A 17,490-nucleotide genomic window follows, 5' to 3' on the forward strand; every position below is an offset into this window, starting at 1 on the left:
CCATGACTAGAGGTACTACCCCATATGACCCCATTTCCAAAAATGTTCGCGGCAACGACGATTTGGATTTTCAGTTTTTGAGGGAAAAAGGCATCTCCATGATTCGGGAGATGAGCCATTCCCTGTGGACCGATTACAACACGCACGATCCAGGCATTACCCTACTGGAAGTGTTAAGCTATGCGATCACGGATTTGGGATATCGGCTTTCCTTACCCGTTCAGGACCTTATTTTCGATGGAGACAAACGAAATTTTCTATCCGACCATTTTCATCTGGCACCGGACGTGCTGCCCTGCAAAGCGCTGACTGAGTTGGACTACCGCATGCTTTTTATAGATTTGAAGGGGGTTCGAAACTGCTGGTTGCATCCCTACACAAAAACGGTATATGCAGATTGCAAAAACCACATCCTTTCTTATCAGCCTGATATTTGGGAAGGACTGGCCCAAAAGGACCGGCAGTCTTTTGAATTAAAGGGACTGTACCATATTTTGCTGGATTTGGAACCTGGTGTATCGCTTGCAGCAATTAAAAAACAAGTTTTCAGGCTGTATCATGCTCATCGAAATTTGTGCGAGGATTTGGTAGAAGTGTCCGAGGTATTGCCCCATCAAATTCAGGTTTGTGCAGTCATTGACGTAGCGCCAGAATCCGACGAAGAGCAAATTTCAGCCACCATTCAATGGAATATTGAACAGTATTTCGCTCCCGATCTTCGTTTTTATTCATTTCGGGAAATGTTGGAAAAAGGATATCCCACCGATCAGATAGTAGAAGGTCCCTTGCTGAAACATGGATTTTTAGATCCGGAGGAAGTCAAGCAAACAACCTTGCGTACGGAGGTCCGCCAATCGGATATTATCCAACTGATCATGAATGTACCGGGAGTGAATTTCGTCCGGGATATTCGCATCAATACCTGTGACGAAAGTGGCGATAATGGCGCTTGGGTAGTACCGATCGATCCCGGCAAAAAACCTAAACTTTGTGATTCTAGCAAGTTTAATTTCTACAAAGGCCTACTTCCGGTAAATGTGGACGAGGACAGGGTGCGCACCATCAAAAACGAGTTGCAAAACGAACAATACCGCAAGCAATACGAGGAACGAAGCAAAACCTATCCGTTTCCCCAACCCGAAAGCTACGCATTGGGTGAGTTTTTTAGCGTTCGCAACGATTTTCCGGAGGTGTACGGGGTAGGGCCTATAGGGCTGCCGGAATCTGCATCCGTGGAGCAAAAGGCCAAAGTCAAACAGTTTAAAGCGTATTTGACTTTTTTTGACCAGATTTTGGCTAGCTATTTCAAACACGTGTCCCAGGTTAAATCCCTGTTATCGGTGTTTACCACCGCTGAGAAAACCTATTTTTCGCAAGCAGTTACCGATATCGGAGATCAGGAGGGATTTTTGCCCGATATGTATGCCGACGAATCGTTTCAGGAAAGCCTGCTTTCACCGTTTGATCAGGCCAATGCCCGTAACCAAAAAATTAAGGATCACCTATTGGCCAGGTTTGCCGAGAAATTCAGCGATTATGCCTTTCTAATGAAAAAGATTTATGGGTCTGGAGTCAATCAGCAAGTACTGGACACAAAAGCCCATTTTTTAAAGGAATACGGATCATTTAGTTCAAGCCGGGCAACGGCAATGAACTATTACCGGCAACCAATTGAAAATTTGTGGAATACGACCAATACCTCCGGCTTTGAGAGGCGGGTAGCATTATTGGCAGGGGTTCGCAAATTTATGCGAAAAAATCTGGCCCGGTCGTTTGTGGAAATATATCCCCTTACCAATGCAGAAGGGAACGCCGTGTACCGCTGGAGAATCCGTGACCAGCGTAGAAGTGTATTGCTTAGCTCTACCGATGACTATCCAAGCCGAACGGCCGCCCATCAGGAGATTTACCTGACCATTCAATTGGTAAAAGCTTTTCCGAAAGAAGCGTTGGAGCGGTATTTTCAGGACCTTGAAGGGATCCCTGAAGACGTATTTTCGGTAGGTTGTTTTCGTGTGACCCTTTCTCCCTCTGGCAGGTTTTCTTTCAGCATCGTTGATCCGTCCGTGCAGGATGCCGCTTCTCCCGATTACATCATTGCCAGTCAGTACCGGTATTATTCCTTTCCAAACTTTCCTGCTGCTTTGCTGGCATTTAAGGATTTTATGGACCTGGAGTTTGACGACGAAGGGATGTTTTTGGTGGAAAATATTTTGACCCGGCCGGATTTTAATCCCGAGGGAGGGGAGGAAAAAACCTTTTTGCCCTTTTGCGAGGCGGATTGTAAGCCAGGTTCCTGCCTGGACCCGTATTCGTTTAGAGTTACGGTAGTATTGCCGGGAAATACCTTTCGGTTTGCGGACCGGGATTTTCGGGATTATCTGGAAAACCTGATACGGGAAGAGCTGCCGGCCCATGTACTCGCCAAAATTTGTTGGATTGGCAAGCCTCAGACCGGAAATCAGGACCAACCGGACCAGTTGGCCCAATTTGAAGAAGCATACAGGGATTTTCTGGTGGGTTTAAGCCAGGGAAGCTATTCGGCGCACAAAGCGTTTATACAAACTCTTGCCGAGTTGCGGTCCATTTACCCTACCGGTACCCTTTATAATTGCGAAAAGGAAGACGAAAGCAATGCCCTTCGCGATACCATAATTATAGGACGAACGAATTTAGGAACCATTTAACTCTATAGGCCATGTCAAACAAGCTGAGTTCCATTATCTACAATTACCGGCGATACAAACCCGATCAGGTGCTTACCCACACCCAGCTCAACGAGTCCATATCCTATTTTGAGGATCAGGACCGTCTCTCCCGGTTGGCCCTTCATGGAGCGGGGATTTTTCACGGCTTGTCCCTCTCCCTGGAAACCTCGGAAGAAACGCCGGTGATCCGGATTAGCCAGGGTGTAGGGTTGACCACCGATGGAGACCTTTTGGTACTCCATGAGGCGGTTCCGGAAACCCGTCCCAAAGAAAACACGATCGCTATTTCCGAGTTGACCTTTACGCACTATCGTGAATTTTCGGACGAAAAGGCCTCCTATACCCCTTATTTTTATCCGGATGGAGACCAAATGCCTCTTTGGGAATTGTGCGCAGCCACGGAAGAAGAAGCCCGACCCCTGAGCGAATTGCCGGGTTGGGAGGACAAGGTTTTTCTTTTGTACCTGGAGTGCTATCCCAAACCCCAGGATATTTGCGGGGACATCAATTGTGACAATCAAGGAATCGAGCAAGTGAGTCAGATGCGATTCCTGATGATGGATGAAGTTCAATTGGAATACCTGATCGGTCAGGATCCCTTGTTTTTAAGAGAACGAAATACGCGGGAAGCACTTGCGGCACTTTCCCCGCTTCAATTGCTAAAAGTAGTGCACCAGAAAGAAAACTCCCTTTCCCTTCTGCAGCTAGACCGCGTGTACCGGGAGGCCATTTTTGAGGGAAATACCGTTGCGGATTTCCAGGCCGCGGTTAATCTGGTTTTGGCTGAATTTGGCTTCGTGCTTGACGAGGAAATACGGAGCCTTTTAAAAAGTCAATTCGATGAATTGCTCCTTGAGCATTTTAGTTTTGAAGAAGAAGCTGGCTACCAATTCAATCAGTACCGGTACCTTTTGATGAGGGATTTGCTGGAAGTATTCAACCAACTTTTTAGGATATTGAAGCGACTTGATGGATGGCCGAACCCGGAACTGCATGCATTTCCCAAACACCTCTTGTTGGGGAAATTGGGTGACGAATCCTACCGCCACCAACGCTATCCGTCGCCTTCAGCAGGTTATGCTGAACAGGTCAAGAAGGTCAATGCGCTTGTGAAAAAAATTCACCAGTTGTTGGTTTCTTTCGAATTGGAAGAAAATTTAGGATTGCGAATCGTACCCAGTGGAAGCATGCATCCAGATGGGCGGTTTCCCGCCATACCTTTTTATTACCAAAACAATCCGGATTTGGCAGAAAGCTGGCATTGGCCACATGTACCGGTAAGCTATCACTTCGGAATCGGCAGCAATCCGTTGTTGATGGAGGATTCCCACGTGGATCGGTACCTCGTGGGTGGTCATTTGAACACAAATGCCGAAAATACCTTTCAGTCCCTTCATTCGATGGTAAATCAGTTTGGGTTGGAGTTCACGGTTTACCACTTTGACCTGTCGGTCAATCCTGGCGATTTCAGGAGTTTTATGGAAGCGCACTCTTCCTTGAAGTCGATGGGGGGTGTTCCCAAATCAGGCACCTATGTTCTACTCAGCAATGAAAACCGTGTGATTGGCGATTTGTCCCTGGACTACAGGGTGGAAGAACGACAGGCATCTTCGGGACCGGGACACATCCGTGTAGCTGCATGTTCGTACCCCTGGATCAGTAGCCTGAAATACCTGAATAACCTTGCCCGAAGCCTTAAGGGAAGCAGGCGCAGGTCGGGATTACAACCCGATCATTACCGCCTGGTCGTTCAGGACTACCAAATAAACGGCCATCGGCTGACTACGGGTCCGGTTACCCTTCTCATACCCCTGGAGGATCTGTTCAATCGGCGGATGCACGCCGTTACCGAGGCGCTAAACGAACGGTTTCCGAATGGTTTGGTATTCGACTTTGATGAATCATTGAAACGGTTGGTGATTAGCCGGGCCTATGACGATCAATACGAAATCAGCTTTGCCGATACTACCCTTAATCTAAATGGTCCCTTGTATACGTACACACAAGACGGCATGGTCAAATCGGATCAAACCTTTCGTCTCCAGGCCGTTCGCTGCGAGGAAGTACGAAAGTATCGTCCTTCTACCTACCTGCAACTGCAGGAAGAATTCGCACCGCTGGATAAGGACGACGACTACGGTGCGTATAAAGGTAAGTGGAAGGAATGGTACCGTTTGATTGAACAATTGAAAACGGACTCCCGGTTTACGGGCGAAAACAAGCCCCGTATTCCGCAAGGTTTTCAGGATTTACCGGCCTCCTTGCAGCGGATAATCCGCCCTCTTCAAGCCGAACTGGCAACGGCGGAAATCGACCACCAATTGTACCTGACAGGGGATTGGGCAAATGGGAGTTGGGCTAGTATTGAAATGATCAACGAATACCGGAATACGACCAACACCAACGACCTACTATTCAGGTTTCTGAACCTCCGGGCAAAACTCCACGAAAAAGAGCAAGCGACAAAGGCTTCCCTATTTATCGTATTGGCCAGGGAATCGGATCGGAGGACGGTGGAACGCCTGCTGAGTGAGTGGACGGACCGGGTGGATGTGTACATCGAAGGACCGGCGACTGGTAGAAGGAGGCGGGTAATTGATACGATCGAAGAAAAAATACGGTTATGAAAAGGGACCAATCGTCTAAGTTCCGGCTGACGATTGATCCCTCATGGGCTTCTTTCCTAGTTCTGCAATCTTTACTCGTTAATCCAGTAACTTAGCGACTCAACGTGATGTAAACAACACGAAACGAACGCATGTTCCAGACTTTTCGACTTATGATCACTTCCTATTCCATACTTATTGCCAGTAAAATATAGCTTAGTCTAACGACTTTGCTTAGTAAAAATAAGAAATAAATAATCAGGATTCAAAAAAATAATGCGTAAAAGTGAAGTACATACCATACAAAAAGTAACGCTGGAAATTTTTACCATTTCCACCGAATCCGGTAAGTACATGGAACGCACCGCTACGGACTATTTTTGGGAACGAATAGTCCCGCTATTGGAAAAATATTTGGAGGATTTAACCGGTAAGTTGGAAGACCAAACCCTTGAGATTCCAACACTGGCGCTGGAATTTACGATTGATCCAACTAATTTACCCGATGGTCTTGATTTGGAGGTCGCCATGCGCCCTGCTATGCAAGTACTGAGAAGCGAGTTGCATTCCTTCCTTTTGTCTTCCGGAACCCAGTCCACGGCCAATTCTGGTCCAGCGTTTGGTTTGGAAGCAACTACAAATAGGCAGCCTTTTTTGGCGGAAAAAAGTGAGATGCGCCTGCGGCAAGATTCAGAAAAATTAGGTGAAGCCTGGATTTATTTCTTGCGATCGGGCTTTCTACCGTGGTGGTGCGACCGTTTGGCCGCTGCAGAGGCGTTTTTGCCTCCTTTACTTGTAACGAAATTGCTGGGATCGGCTACGATAAAGGAGTCTTTCCGAAGCCTGCTAGCGGAAGCAAGCGTAAGGGAGCGACTGTTCAAATACTATACCGGGTCGGAACTCGTGCAAATTCTGGAAACCATTTTACGTGAAGGGTTGCCGCTACACCGGGACACGTTCCGTATCCTTTTACAAACGCCCAGCCTTCCTGAACGAAAGGCCAGAATGGAACTACTAGCCGCCCTGTTTTTTCATCACAATCGGCGGCAGGCCGAAGCGATTGCTGTTTTGCGCGAATACCTTGCAGTCACTAGCCCTGATTTCAGGCGCCGCATCGAAGATGAATTGTCCAAAAGTATCGAAAGTGGGAAAAGCGCCGAACCGCGTTCGATTTGGTCCGGCTTTCTGAAAGACCTTCGGAACGTGTCTGGAAATACGGTAACGAAGCGGACAAACGAGCCAATTGCTCCGGACATGCAGGAGCGGGTCATAAGCGATCCAGTATTGGAAGAAGAGCAGCAGTACGTAGACCGTGCCGGATTGATTTTGGTTCACCCCTTTCTTCCCGCATTTTTTACCGATTGCGGGTTTTTAGACGATAAGGGAAAGCTGGTGCGGGCCGAACTTGCCGTCAAGGCTGTCCACTACCTGGCTACACGCCGGGAAAGGCCCTTCGACTTTGAGTTGGTTTTCGAAAAATTTCTCTGCGGGATACCGTTAACAAGCCCGCTTTCCAGAGAGACGATCCTGTCCGATTCGGTGAAAAATAAATCGGAAAAATTGCTGGAATCACTGATCGATCATTGGAAAAAGCTCAAAAATACGGGTGCGGAAACCGTCAGGAATGAATTTCTAAATCGTAGCGGAAAATTGGTGATCGAAGAAACAAGCGATCGACTGTACGTGGAGCGAAAGCCCCAGGACGTATTGCTGGAAAGTTTGCCCTGGAACCTTTCCCTGGTAAAGCTTCCCTGGCAAAGAAAAGTAATTGTTGTATCATGGTAAATTGACACGGAAATGAAAAGACAGGTATACCGAAAATCATCTGTGGGAATCGTCAATCCCATTTTTCAGAAAAGGTCGGAGAATAGTTTTTTTAGTTCGGCTCCATCCGGCACCGAAGAACGAATTTCTTCAAAAGAAGAGGAGCAAACCCCGGAAGTCCAGCTTCAAAAGCAGGGAGAGGAACCGGAAGATTCCCTGCAGATGACCCAGGCAGAGGAGGAGGAACAAGTACGCTCGCAACCGGAAGAGGAGATGCAGCTCCAGGAAGAGGAAGAGGCCTTACAAACGAAGGAAGACCAACCCCAAGAAAAACCGGTAAAGGAGCGGCGTGCCGATCAAGTGGAGCCCGTTCTGAAGCAGGAAAAAGGTAGAGGAAACCCACTTGATTCCGCCACTCGGCAATCGATGGAGCAAGCTTTTGGGGCAGACTTTGGCAAGGTACGCATTCATACCGATCATTCGGCACAATGGATGAATCAGGTCATGCATGCAAAAGCCTTCGCCTATGGTAACGATATTTTTTTCAACGATAACAACTACCAACCAGGAAGTCGGGACGGCAAAAAACTGCTGGCGCACGAGCTTACCCATACCCTCCAACAAAAAGGACAGAAAGCAAAGCAGGTGCAAGGCCACTGGAGCAAAAGTGAAGTGTACCAGGGAATGGACAAGAAACGCATACGTGCAAAGATTCAGTTGCAGTTTAAGGGAGCAGTTTGGAACAAAAGTAGCAATACCAGCCTTAACACCGCAGGGCTCGCCGCTGCTGCGAAAAATCAGATTGAAGCCAGTTTTCAGGGAAGTATCGTAAAAAATATCATGGGGATTGATGTTCATTACGAGGTGTCTACCACAGCCTCCCTACGTGTCATTCCAACCTTATCGGATTTGCAATTTGGAAAGGAGCACCTGTTTGTTGTACTGGATAATTCCCATCCGAAAGTTAAAGGGACCTATGGGCGGGCACCTTTTTACGGTTCCATCGTTTATTTAAACGAAAGGCACGTACCGAATATGATTTCCGGAGCCGATGCCAATACCATTCCCCATGAGGTAGGCCATACGGCTGGATTGAAACACCTGATCGAGAAAAGCGAAGAAAAATCCACGCTCGGTGCCATGATCAAAGACTTGCATGCAAAAGTAAACAAGGACAATATTATGTGGAGAGGAGGAGGACATCCTAGTTATTCGGGTGCAGAGGCGGATACCAAGCTTGTCACAACCAACGAAAGCCAATTGGATACCATCGACCAAAATATCGGGGATAAAAAATTGAATCAACTCGATATTTTTGGCCTGGTGGATTTGTATTCATTGGAAAAATAACTGCCAACCCATACTGCCATGAAAGTTTTTCAGCGAACATCCGGCAAGCCCAATCAATCCCCTACCGGGGAGCGAAGCGGCGATTTTTTTCAGGCCAAACTTCAAGTGGGGCAGGCAGGTGACCAATACGAGCAAGAGGCCGACGCCATGGCTGATCAGGTACTGCAACGGCAGGCAGACGAGGAGGTATTGCAATCCTCAGGATCCGAACCGTCTACAGAGGAAGCGGATCTGGACGTACAACGAAAAGAAACCCCTGCAGAAACTGTATCCAAGCAGCCCTTGTCGGCGGAGGTGACCCCGCTGTCCCGTTCGGTGAGTGAAAGCTTGCCTACCGAAACGGAAGAGGTGCTCCAAGCGGAGGAAGAGGAAGCAGTGCAGGCGCAGACCGTTGACCCTGAGGCCGCTTTTTCAGAAGAAGGGGAGCCCGGAATGCTTCAAAAAAAGGAGCAGCAGGCATCTACAACCCCATCCGGGTTGGAGCAAAGATTGTCCCAAAGCTCGGGTGGAACAACGATGGAGACAGCCACTCAGAACCAGATGGAGCAGGGATTTGGGGCCGATTTTAGTGAGGTGCGTATCCATACGGATTCCGAGGCGGTGCAAATGAGTCAGGATATTGGCGCGCGGGCCTTTACGCACGGAAGGGATATTTATTTCAACGAAGGGACGTATAACCCTTCCAGCACATCCGGCCAACACCTGCTCGCGCACGAATTGACCCATACCTTGCAACAGGGGGCAAGCTCGTCTGCGAGGCCACAAGCGATTCAAAAGGAGGGGGAAGACGAAATCGAGCCCCCGGAAATGCGCCCAGAGACTGGAGTGATCGATGAAACGGCAAAGACCATCACCTTTGATGCCATTCCGGTGCCCGGATTTAAACTTTTGGAACACAGGGGTACGCTGTATACCAGCAAAGCCCCGTTGAAACGAAAAAACAATTATACCAGAGGCTCAACAAACCAAAGAGATGGTGTATGGAAGGAAGAAATCGCCACCACAACGATCAAAAGCCAGTTGACATCCTTGTATGAAAACCACCACCATGCGCCGCCAACCGCAGCCACTACGCATGTTTTTAACGCAGCCATTTCTGGTCGCAGTGTAAAGCCTACGTATATAGGAAACATCGATACCGTAGCTAAGGAATTGACCACCCCCGTTTGGGGAAAGAATAAGGCATTCAGGAATTTCGATGTGGACCATATTGTGGAGCTTCAATTGGCGAATTGGAACACCGCTACCTGGCCAAATACGCTTCCTAACATGGAATTGTTGGATTCTTCCAAAAACAGTTCGAGCGGGTCCACGATCAAGGGTCAAATCACCGAGAAACTAACCGGCTTCCGGGACCGGCATGGAACCGAATACCCGGGAGGGGACGGATATTTCAAAAACAATTACACCTTGATTTTTACGCAAGCCGAAAGTTTGCCTGGTGGGGATAGTGCGATCAGCGAAAACGAATTTTGGACAAAAACGCAAATTGAAGATGCGGAGCACCTGGATGCGATCGAAGTAGGCAACTTGGCCGATATTGGTAACGAGGGCGAAGTGCGGGTTTTTCCAAATGAGTCGGGCGGCTTGGGAAAACGCTTTATTTGGACAGGAGAGGGTAGCGCCGTGGGAAGCGACGAGCGAAATTGGTTTGGTAATCCCTTTCGCATTGTAAACAAGCAATTCAATACGCAGGGGGAAGCAGTAGAGAACACGCCAATTTTGGGCTCGCTTTCCATAAATATCCCCGCCAACGACAAGACATGGAGCCCATGGCCGGAAGACAAAGTGATTACTGTTAATCGGTATCCGGGATCGAAGTACGCAGGATTCCTCACCAAGCAATCGATAAAATCGAGCCTGTATGGGCTGCGAATAAAAAAGGCGAGTCCGGTCGATATTATTGAATTAAATCTGCAACCCAACGGCATTGAGGCCTACGGCCATATTCTGCCCAGTATTCCCATTTTTCAAGGAAACCCGATTGAGTTTTTTATTTCAAATGGCGAAATACGGGTGTCCAAGACCTTTCCCATCGAACAAATCAACGTGCCTCCTCCATTTGAAATCAGCGGAAGTTCGCTGACCATTTTTGCCAGTTCGGCGGATGGATTGGGATTAACCGGACAGACCGATTTTGGGATCAATCAGGTTGGCGAAGGCCAAATCAGTGCTACTGCTTCCACCTCCGGCGGGTTTGAGTTGCAAGGCACCTTTAATTTTGATTCCGATCTATTTGATCCCGCGGCGATCAACGTGGAATACAAGGAGAATACCTGGACGATCGGTGGTGAAATAGGTATTCCCGAAGGGAAGGTACGAGGTGTCAAAAATGCGACCATTACGGCCACCTACAGTGAAAATAATTTCTCCGCTACGGGCGAGGCCGAGCTGGATATTCCGGGAATCGAGCGGGGAAGCATGGACATACAGTATGGGGAAGAGGGATTTTCCATTGGGGGTAATTTTGCCCTTAGTGCCGATATTCCGGGAATTACCGGAGGGAACGTAGAAGCCAGGGTATCCAAGCCAGCTGGAGCCGAATCCTATGAGGTATTTGTTTCCGGAACGGCCCAACCCGATATCCCAGGCATATCCACTTCCTTGACCGTAACTTACGATAACGGGGCGCTCACCATAGAGGGGTCTGCTGCCTACAGCCGTGGGATGTTGAGCGGAACGGTGGAAGTGGGGGCCACCAATCGTCCCATTGGGGATGACGGACAACCTGCAGGTGATCCCGACGAAACCATGCGGGTGTATGGAGGAGGGGAACTAACCTTGCAGCTCACTCCCTGGTTAGCAGCGACGGCCGGAGTGCGCCTGCTACCAAACGGGGAAATTGAGGTCAATGCCCGGTTGGCCGCTGAAAGCTATGAAGTATTTCAACGACGGGAATTCAACAGAAACCTTTTCCGTGTGCCCACGATAGAAATCCCCTTGTTTGCCATTCCTTTGGGTCCCAGAAGTATTGGATTGGTAGCACAAATAGGAGGTGGGCTCGATTTTACGGCCGGTTTTGGCCCAGGTGAGTTACGGGACCTTTCCGCAGAAATCACCTATAATCCCGAGCGAGAAGATGAAACCACCGTAGCCGGCCACGGTGAGTTTGCGATTCCAGCAGATGCCGGCCTCACGCTCAGCGGAGACCTGGGCCTGGGCGTGAGCGTGGCAATAGCCAGCTTATCGGGGGGAATTGAACTTACGGGGACCCTGGGACTTGAGGGCGAGGCTGCCGCAGCTGTGGATGTCAACTGGAGTCCTCAAACCGGCCTGGCACTTGATGCGAACGGAAGGATTACCGTCAATCCAAAATTTATTTTTGAAATCAATGCATTTGCTCGGGCGAGTTTAGGTGTTGGGTTTCTTTCCGTCTCGGAAACCTGGAGGCATAACCTGGCTTCTTACGAATGGGGTCCGGCCATACAGTTTGGAATTGTTTTTCCGGTGCATTACCAGGAGGGAGAAGCATTCGACATGTCCTTTGACGATATCGAAGTCATTTACCCTGATTTGGACGTCGTTCAGATGGCCAAAGGACTTGCTTCCGACATAAAGAACGATTTATTTGCGTAAATTAGTGATATGGACAAAGAGAAAGCAATCGAACGAAATAACCAGGGTGCGAGGTATTTCCTGAATCGGCAATACGACAAGGCACTGGCCTTCTATCAGGAAGCGGTCGATTTGGATCCCTCCAATCCTTCGGTACTAAACAACCTGGGTCTGTATTATCACCAACAGAAAGCGTATAGAAAAGCCTTGAGTTTTTTCGAAAAGGCATATTCATTTGCTCAAAAACCTCACTTTTTGGTCAATCAGGGCAACGCATTGGCGATGTTGGGCAAGTACGCGGAAGCTTCACGTAGCTACGAACAAGCGCTGGAATTGGACCCTGCGCATAAAGGCGCCAGGGTAAGTCAGGCACAGCTGTCTATCCATACCGGGGATTACCAGCAAGCCATCCTTACTTGGAAAACCTTGCTGATGGAAGAGGGGGACAGCCAATATGCTATTGAATTGGCCAAGGTATACATGAAACTGGAAAGCTGGGAAAAGGCCTTGAATCAGTTGCATGGCATACAAATCGAAGACGGCGATGCCCTTGCCTGGAGAATGATCGGTCAGTGTGAATACCAACTCAAAAACTTTGGTCTGGCAATAAAAGCTTTCAAAATGGCACTGGCAGAAAACCCGGATCAGGTAGATGTCCGCCAACACCTGGCAGTTACCTATTTGGCCATAGGCAAGGGGGCGGACGGAATTCATCAACTAGAAGTAATACTTCGGTTGGATCCAGAAAATTTTCAGGTCATGACAGAATTGGCTGTGGTTTTTTTGGGACAGGGGGAGAAGGAGAAGGCGGTGTTTTGGTTGGACAAAGCGCTTGCCATACGGCCCGACTTTCCCAAAGCCCAGCACTATAAAAAATTGGCAGAGACAGCCCAACAGCAGCGATGAGCAGATAAAATGGCCAACATATGAGGAAACAATTTTTATGAGGGAATTACTGGTTTTATGAAGGAATTACTGGAATTTTTGCAAGCGGTGATCAAAAGCAGGCTAGACCACGAATGTGGAAAGACGCAGGCATTGGAAAAACCTCAGCTCGAACTGTTTATTGATACAAGGCAGTACCTGGGAAAAGTTATCGACGAGCTTGGTATCAAAGACCAGGATTTGTTGCTGCTGGCATTGGCCCTCGTTCCGTACATCGATCCCGGTTTTCTTAGCCGTACCATTCAGTCCTATTTTCCAGACGGTACGGACTTCCCTGAAATTGGCGGATACAAGGGTAAGTACCACCGGGGAATGCTGCCAACCGGAGAGACCCTATTGTTCCTTTTGGCCGGTAGAGACCCATCCACCCGGAAGAAATACCTGAGCATCTTTGAGGATTCGCTCCTTTTTCGGAACAAGTACCTGTTTTTGGGAGATACTGCTGTGGGGGAGCCATTTTACGCCGGACCGTTGCTGTTGGATACGGAGTTTAGCGATCGGCTTCTGCTTGAAAAAGTGCGGACTCCCAAACCCAGTTCTGATTTTCCTGCCGAATTGATTCAAACCGAATTGGACTGGGAGGACCTGGTTTTATCGGATCGTACCCTTGCTCAAATAAAGGGCCTGGAACACTGGTTGAGCTACAACGAACAGCTCATGGAACGATGGAATTTAAAGAAAAAAGTGAAACCTGGCTATCGGGTCATGTTTTTTGGTCCCCCCGGCACAGGCAAGACATTAACGGCAGGCTTGCTGGGAAAATATACGGATCGAGAGGTCTACCGCATCGATCTCTCCCTGATGGTATCCAAATACATAGGGGAAACCGAAAAAAATCTTTCCCGCTTGTTTGATAAGGCTTCAGGAAAGCACTGGATCTTATTTTTTGATGAGGCCGACGCACTGTTTGGAAAACGAACCAACGTACGGGATGCTCACGATAAATACGCCAATCAGGAAGTCTCCTATTTGTTGCAGCGAATCGAACAGCACCCGGGAATGGTGATCCTCGCTTCCAATTTTAAAAGCAATTTGGACAGCGCCTTTACCAGGAGATTTCAATCCATCATCGATTTTGAAGCACCGGGGGCGAAAGAGCGGCTTTTACTCTGGGAGAAAAACCTACCCGAGTCCATGGAACTGGAAAACGGACTGCATGTACCGGATTTGGCAAAAAAGTACCCGCTTACGGGTGCAAATATTGTAAACATCGTGCAGCAAGTAGGACTAAAAACGCTGGCCGCCGGACACGCCTGCATCAAAGAAGCGGTGTTAATGCAATGTATTCGGAATGAAATACAAAAAGAAGGCAAAATTTCTTAAGATTTATTGCGAAATAAGTATATCTTGCATTACACTATCTAGATCATGGTATGAAAGAAAAAATCATGGTGGTTCAACACCTTCTGGCAGAAAAAGGACTGTATCGTGGAGCCATTGATGGCATACTGGGTGACAATACCCTGGCTGCCTTGCATCAAATTGAAGGAATGGATCCTCGAATGCCCAATACCCGCAAAATTGCCACCATGATTCAATTGGGGGCCAAAGAGAAAGGCATTGACGGCGGGCCGGTAGACGGCTTGTGGGGCACCCAAACCCAATTTGGTTTCGAGGAATTGGCCTTTATATTTCAGCATGGCCGAAGAAGAACCACCTGGAGACCGGAAGAGATCGTACCTGCCAACCGGTGGCCCAAACAAAATACGCCCGAGTTTCTGGAGTTTTACGGCAACCGGGGTGAAAACCTGGTGACGATCCCGGCTCCCTTTGTGCTGAAAATCGCTTGGGACTTACGGCTAAAGGCAACGAAAATTACCTGCCACCGAAAGGTTGCCGAAAGCCTTACCAAGGTATTGGAGGATGTTCGGGATACCTATGGCGAAAACGACATCAATTCCCTGCGGCTAAATTACTTTGGTGGCGCGTTCAATAACCGACCCATGCGCGGCGGAACCCTATGGTCGACCCATGCCTGGGGAGTTGCCCTGGATTTTGACCCGGATAGAAATGCCTTGCGCTGGGGTAGGGACCGGGCTGCTTTCGCCCACCCGGTGTACGACGAATGGTGGCGTTGTTGGGAAGATGAAGGATGGGTCAGCTTGGGCAGGCGTAGAAACTTCGACTGGATGCACGTTCAGGCAGCAGAGGTGTAAAGACAAACTCGGTTGATAGGGAGAAGAAAGGATGCGGAAATTTTACTAGTGTTGATTGTACGACGAAATTATTTTTTTTCATGGATTTGATGTTTACATAAGAAAATCTAAAGATTACTATTTGTAATTTAGTTGCATATCTTCCAGGTCGTAATCAATGTACATAGGTCCGTAACCAAAATCATAGCTCATCATGCCACGTAGATTGGGCTCGAAGTTGTTTTTCATAAAAAGGCTATACATGCCTTGATTAAAAGCTTGCATATTGAAAGAAAAAACCACGTACAGGGTTTCTTTAGTTTTGGCAGGAATTTCGGAATGGTTCGCAGGTAATTCCCCATGAACGATTTCTTCCATTTTCTTAGGCTTCACATACATAGCGAATGGACTATCTCCAGAAAGCGTAAGACTTGAGCTGAAAATGGGAATACTGATTGGGAATTCGTTTTTGTTATGAAAAATAAAGGGAATAGCGATTTCAAAACCCTTCGTTTGAGGTCCAGGAATTTCGGTGGGGAAAACAGTTGTTTTCAATTGGTTATAGGCCTGCTGGAACTGATTCCATTTTACGGATGCTTGGCTGTCAACATGGGGGTTTAGAAAATTATCCACAAAATAGTCTGCTACAGGTAGTGAGGTGGATTGATAGAGTAGAGATTTTGTACCATTCCATTTAGTGACTATTTGGGAGTCAAAAGGCTTTATCAGGTTTAAAAGATATGTTTCCATTCTTATTCTTCTGGTTCTGTCCCACTCTAAAAGGGTAGGGTCAGGAATCGTTACGGTTAAATCGACCAGGGCATCAATAAAGGGATCCTTTAAGCCATCCAGCTCCCCATTTACTAATAAATCACCAAAAGGAATCAGTGCGTTTTTAATTGCGTTAGGGTTTATCGCACTAATTCCAGCACCTAATAAGTTTATTTCTATTGGATCAGTAGATTTAGATATAGCGGGAGGTGCCGGGATTTTTATCTGTGTAGCGTGCTCGTAGGAAAAGTTAAATTTTCCGATCTTTCTTTGAAGCAAATTATTGATCATTGGTGTTAACTCGGATGTTTCTAAATCAAAATCCTCCGATACGCTCAACTGATAATTCGGTAACACCTTACTAAATGCAGTAAGATCCATTTCAATAGAGGTGTTAAAGGAAATCTTGTTGTTTTTCCCCATCATGTTCTTGAGCTGATCAGAATTAATGGTTAACTCATAATGAATCAATTTGGAAGATTTTGCCGGAATAATGGTGGTAGAGTGCTCATCGTATTTACCTATTTTGTCGTCATTGACAAGAATTTCCATAACATGTTCAGGAATTGGCAGATCTATTTTGTAAGGGTTGAACAACTCATAGGTTAAAATGAAACCAATTGAAAAATCATCGAGCGAAGTTTGGCTAAATGTAACATCAAAGTCGCGATGCTTTGCACTCGGAAGCATATCCTCCAATACCAGGAGATTAGTTTTACAACTAAATGAAAAAAATAAGGACAAAAGCAAGAGGAGGGGACAAATGGGATGCTTTTCCATAGTTATTGTAGTTAGATTACATGATCGTTTTTTACCCCGCTTTCCCCTACTTTTTTATAAATTCATTTAAGTTTCGTATTTGGCATTAAGTTCCGAAAAAAATGTCTATTTAGAATATTAATTTATGAATAGTTTAAATTATAATCAATACCGAATAAGAAATTATTTTTTTAAAAATTATTTTTTGTTTGGATTAAAACCAAATTATGCATTATGATTATTTGAAACTCAGGAGTCCGGAAACAAAAAATCACGTTTTTCGAGTCGGTCTGCCAGAAAAACAGCTTTATCAGAGAGCCATTGATGGCATACTGAAAAAAAATACCCTGGCTGCCTTGTATCAAATTGAGGGAATGGATCCTCGAATGCCCAATACCCCCAAAACTACCGCCATGATTCAATTGGGGCCAAAGAGAAAGGCATTGACGGCGGTCCGGTAGACGGCTTGTGGCGCACCCAAACCCAATTTGGTTTCGGGGAATTGGCCTTTATATTTTAGCATGGCCGAGGAAGATCCACCCGGAGACCGGAAAAGATCGTACCTGCTACCCGGTGGCCCAAACAAAAATACGCCCGAGTTTCTGGAGTTTTACGGCAACCGGAGTGAAAACCGGGTAACGATCCCGGCTCCCTTTGTGCTGAAAATCGCCTGGGACCTACGGCTAAAGGCAACGAAAATTACCTGCCACTGAAAGGTTGCCGAAAGCCTTACTACTAAAGGGTCCCTAATTCCCAATCCAACCAATTGACATCGATGGGGCGTCCGGTCTCAATAGTGGATGGAATAATCGCTCTTTTGCAGTTCAGCCTGCACCCTTAGCGGGGTTTCCGTGGCAAATCATTGTTCCCGGCTAAACCTCTTGGATTCCAAAAGTG

At 47.3% G+C, this 17,490-nt stretch carries 10 protein-coding genes; 9 read left to right on the forward strand and 1 reads right to left on the reverse strand.

The annotated features are described in order from the left end of the window. The first annotated feature begins 2 nt into the window (after positions 1–2). The 8 genes from BMW71_RS02635 (at position 3) to BMW71_RS02670 (ending at position 15,084) form a co-directional block, all read left to right on the forward strand. A complete protein-coding gene (locus BMW71_RS02635; protein WP_092169076.1) occupies positions 3–2,687 on the forward strand; it encodes a hypothetical protein in 2,685 nt (894 codons plus the stop codon). Positions 2,688–2,698: 11 nt separating this feature from the next. Then, positions 2,699–5,335 carry a hypothetical protein gene (locus BMW71_RS02640; RefSeq protein WP_092169079.1) on the forward strand — a complete coding sequence of 879 codons (2,637 nt, stop codon included), beginning with the start codon at positions 2,699–2,701 and terminating at the stop codon, positions 5,333–5,335. 255 nt (positions 5,336–5,590) lie between these two features. Then, the gene (locus BMW71_RS02645) at positions 5,591–7,099 is read left to right on the forward strand and encodes a contractile injection system tape measure protein (RefSeq protein WP_092169082.1); all 1,509 of its coding nucleotides are present in this window, start codon (positions 5,591–5,593) and stop codon (positions 7,097–7,099) included. Between the two features lie 12 nt (positions 7,100–7,111). Then, the gene (locus BMW71_RS02650; protein ID WP_092169085.1) at positions 7,112–8,428 is read left to right on the forward strand and encodes an eCIS core domain-containing protein; all 1,317 of its coding nucleotides are present in this window, start codon (positions 7,112–7,114) and stop codon (positions 8,426–8,428) included. Between the two features lie 18 nt (positions 8,429–8,446). Beyond that, positions 8,447–12,004 carry an eCIS core domain-containing protein gene (locus BMW71_RS02655; RefSeq protein ID WP_092169088.1) on the forward strand — a complete coding sequence of 1,186 codons (3,558 nt, stop codon included), beginning with the start codon at positions 8,447–8,449 and terminating at the stop codon, positions 12,002–12,004. Positions 12,005–12,013: 9 nt separating this feature from the next. After that, positions 12,014–12,889 carry a tetratricopeptide repeat protein gene (locus BMW71_RS02660; RefSeq protein WP_092169091.1) on the forward strand — a complete coding sequence of 292 codons (876 nt, stop codon included), beginning with the start codon at positions 12,014–12,016 and terminating at the stop codon, positions 12,887–12,889. A gap of 57 nt (positions 12,890–12,946) precedes the next feature. Beyond that, entirely contained in the window at positions 12,947–14,251 is a 1,305-nt protein-coding gene (locus BMW71_RS02665) for an ATP-binding protein (RefSeq protein ID WP_092169094.1), read from the forward strand. Between the two features lie 50 nt (positions 14,252–14,301). Further along, the gene (locus BMW71_RS02670) at positions 14,302–15,084 is read left to right on the forward strand and encodes a M15 family metallopeptidase (RefSeq protein WP_092169097.1); all 783 of its coding nucleotides are present in this window, start codon (positions 14,302–14,304) and stop codon (positions 15,082–15,084) included. Positions 15,085–15,201: 117 nt separating this feature from the next. On the opposite strand, the gene BMW71_RS02675 is transcribed toward BMW71_RS02670, so the two are convergent. Continuing rightward, positions 15,202–16,614, reverse strand: a complete 1,413-nt coding sequence (locus tag BMW71_RS02675; RefSeq protein WP_143057532.1) for a hypothetical protein — start codon at positions 16,612–16,614, stop codon at positions 15,202–15,204. A 500-nt stretch (positions 16,615–17,114) separates the two neighbouring features. Between BMW71_RS02675 and BMW71_RS02685 the strand changes: the two genes are divergently transcribed. Continuing rightward, a complete protein-coding gene (locus BMW71_RS02685) occupies positions 17,115–17,306 on the forward strand; it encodes a hypothetical protein (RefSeq protein ID WP_092169106.1) in 192 nt (63 codons plus the stop codon). The last annotated feature ends 184 nt before the right edge of the window (positions 17,307–17,490 follow it).

It is taken from the genome of Cyclobacterium xiamenense (genome assembly GCF_900109255.1).
Taxonomy (GTDB): Bacteria; Bacteroidota; Bacteroidia; order Cytophagales; family Cyclobacteriaceae; genus Cyclobacterium; species Cyclobacterium xiamenense.